Annotated in this window: 3 protein-coding genes; all 3 read right to left on the bottom strand. The window is 42.7% G+C overall.

What is annotated here, in order from left to right; translation table 11 throughout:
* Nucleotides 1–35: 35 nt before the first annotated feature.
* Nucleotides 36–719, bottom strand: a complete 684-nt coding sequence (locus WBJ10_RS12670; protein ID WP_424290847.1) for a gluconate 2-dehydrogenase subunit 3 family protein — start codon at nt 717–719, stop codon at nt 36–38.
* Between the two features lie 4 nt (nt 720–723).
* A complete protein-coding gene (locus WBJ10_RS12665) occupies nt 724–2,457 on the bottom strand; it encodes a GMC family oxidoreductase (protein WP_424290845.1) in 1,734 nt (577 codons plus the stop codon).
* Nucleotides 2,458–2,590: 133 nt separating this feature from the next.
* On the bottom strand, nt 2,591–3,082 hold a 492-nt coding region (locus tag WBJ10_RS12660; RefSeq protein ID WP_424290843.1), incomplete at its 5' end, for an acetyl-CoA carboxylase biotin carboxyl carrier protein subunit.

Genomic DNA, 3,082 nt, shown 5'->3' with positions numbered 1-3,082 from the left:
GTAATAAATGATCGTCCGATAATTACAAATATTAATTAACTATCCCAAGTCATTATCTTTCCCCTGTCTTCAGCCTTAAGGCATTGATCCAGGGTCTTTGCATCATATTCAAGGCCAAATTGCTTCAAGACATCGTCTGGTACTCCATCCCATGCATTTGGCTGATTCCCTTTGTATCCTAAATCCGCAATTCCAATCTTACTTGTAAAAAACCCCGTTGCAGTAAGGCCTCGCATTGTATTGAAAAAACTTACGCCAGCTGCATTCTCCGGAAGGGCTTTATCAGGGTAGGCAATCAGATCGACGAGTTGAATACGTTGCTCGGCAGATGCTTCTGCAAACGACTTTTTAAACATCTTATATGATTTTATATCCAGCCATTTCAACCCCCCTCGCATGGGTAACTGCAGCTCGGGTTTATCTTTCACAATGAACTCTATAAATTCAGCGACTTCTGCATCGCTTGCACTGCCTGAGATATCGTCTTTAGGAATGATGATATCGCCTAGAATGGCGATGGAAGCAATCTCAGGTTTTGTAAAAAACTGTTCGCTCATTAACTTCTTATCCAAAAGCTTTTCTTCAGGAGTTCTGCCGTATGCGCCAGTCTCTCCAGTAGCAGCAGAATCTGTGCCCCCCTTTTTATCACATGAAGATAATAAAGTACCAACGCTTACTGTTCCAACTGCCAGCGCCTTAAGTGAGTCTCTTCTATTCATCTGATTAAATGTTTTGCTTTTTTAATTGATCAACCATGTATTCTGAAGCACGCATAGACAGCGCAAGTATTGTCCATGTAGGATTTTTGTCCGCCTGGGATACAAATGCTCCTCCATCCACTACAAAAAGATTATTCACATCGTGGGCCTGGTTATACTTATTTAGAACTGAAGTATTTTTATCATTTCCCATTCGGGTGGTCCCTACTTCGTGAATAATGCGACCTGGTGCCAATAAACCATATTTTTGATCTTCGCCCGGCTTCTCGCCATTGGCAACACCGCCCATGGAATGAATTATTTCCTCGAAGGTATCCTGCATATGTTTGGCTTGTTTTACTTCCTGATCCGTCCAGTTGTAATTGAACCTTAACACAGGGATACCCCATTTATCAACAGTGCCCGGATCAATTTCACAGTAATTCTCTATACGGGGAATACTTTCTCCACGGCCAGCAAATCCGACGTTGGAACCGTAATAACGACGATAATCGTCTTTAAGTGCCGCACCATATCCGCCTGCTTCTTTCATTTTCCCTTCAACAGTCGGATAGCTACCGTTAACTTTTTCCATGCCAAAGCCAAAACCATAAGAAGGCATGCCCATTCCGCCCCCAAACTCAATATGGTAACCGCGGGCGAAATCAAGTTTTTTGTTTTCCAGCCACCATGGAATATAGACGTGTAGTCCGCCAACTCCATCTTCGTTGTATCTTTTACGGTCCATCAACTGGGGAATAAAAGCGCTTCTTGATGCTCCGGTGGAATCATGAAGATATTTACCCACCATTCCGCTGGAATTTGCTAAACCGTTAGGGTGAGCAGACGACTTAGAATTTAAAAGTAGTCGTGCGGATTCGCAAGCACTGGCGGCCAAAACAACAATTTTGGCATTTACCTGATATTCTTGTAAATCTGTTTTGTCGACGTAAGATACTCCGGCAGCCTTTCCCTCTTTATCCGTCAACACTTCCCGGGCCATGGCATTCACATATACATCTGCGTTACCAGTTTTCCTTGCTGGCTTTACAAGGCAAGTTGAAGAAGAAAAGTCGGCATGAACCGTACAGCCGCGACTGCATTGGGCACAGAAAAAACATGAACCGCGATCTTTATTGACCGGCCTTGTAAGGATTGATAGCCTGGATGGAATGACAGGTATACCGATTTTACCCGCAGCCTTTTTTATCAAAAGCTCATGCAATCTTGGTTTCGGAGGCGGCAAAAAATAGCCATCTGGCTCGTTATAGATGCCTTCCTTAGTTCCAAATACCCCAATCATTTTATCAACCCGATCATAATAGGGTTTTACATCATCGTAACCTATTGGCCAGTTGTCACTCAGGCCATCAAAGTCGTGTCTTTTAAAATCATTCGGACCAAAGCGCAACGAAATTCTTCCCCAGTGGTTAGTCCTGCCGCCAAGCATCCGTGAACGGAACCAATCGAATTCGGTCCCCTTCGCTCTTGTATAAGGCTCTCCTTCAATTTCCCATCCTCCGTATGCGGCATCAAAATCTCCAAAAGGACGGGTGGTATTTGCACCGCGTCGTGGCGATTCATATGGCCATTTTAATTGCGTTTGCTGTTCCGGATTCGCCGGATCATAATCCGGGCCGGCTTCCAGTAAAGCGACTTTCAAGCCTGCTTCCGTCAGGACTTTGGCGGCCATTCCTCCACCAGCTCCTGAGCCAACAATGCATACATCATACAGTTCTCCTTTAGTTTTAATTTCCATAGCTATCAGTAAAAATTTTAGAAGTTAAGCTTTGATATAAGCCTGTCTGAAAATAACGAAAATATTAAACCAAGCGAATTATTAAGACAGAATTTGGGGTAAAAAAGAGATAAAGAGTAAAATCCGTGAAAGTTTAGCCAAAAACAATCATAACCTGATTTTTTTCAACTTTATCTGTCGGCTTCACCTTAATTGATTTAATAACCACATCTGCAGGGGCCTTGATAACGTTCTCCATCTTCATTGCCTCCAGAATTAACAAAGCAGATCCTTTTTTTATCTCATCTCCTTCTGCAACCAAAACTTTAAGGACCATACCAGGCATTGGTGCCTTTAATTCTGAAACCTTTTGGGCATTAAGGTTATCCATCCCAAGTTTATGCAACAGTTCATCAAATTGATCAGTTAGAGACAACGTATATATCTGGGAATTTACCCGCACTGTACAGGTCTTTAGTTTCTGATCTAAATTTATCAGCTCTGCATTGAATGATCGGTTTCTATGAAGGATGTGGAAAGTATCAGGGTTTACGGGATAAACATCCAAAGCAAGAGATCTCCCATCGACAATGATGCCGTTTTTGTCGGAAAGCACTTCGAATTCAAACTGTTCGTTTACCTTAAT

The organism is Daejeonella sp. (genome assembly GCF_049655485.1).
GTDB lineage: Bacteria > Bacteroidota > Bacteroidia > Sphingobacteriales > Sphingobacteriaceae > Daejeonella.
The sequence above is the reverse complement of the archived record's forward strand: the minus strand, read 5'-3'. Positions and strand labels throughout refer to the sequence as shown.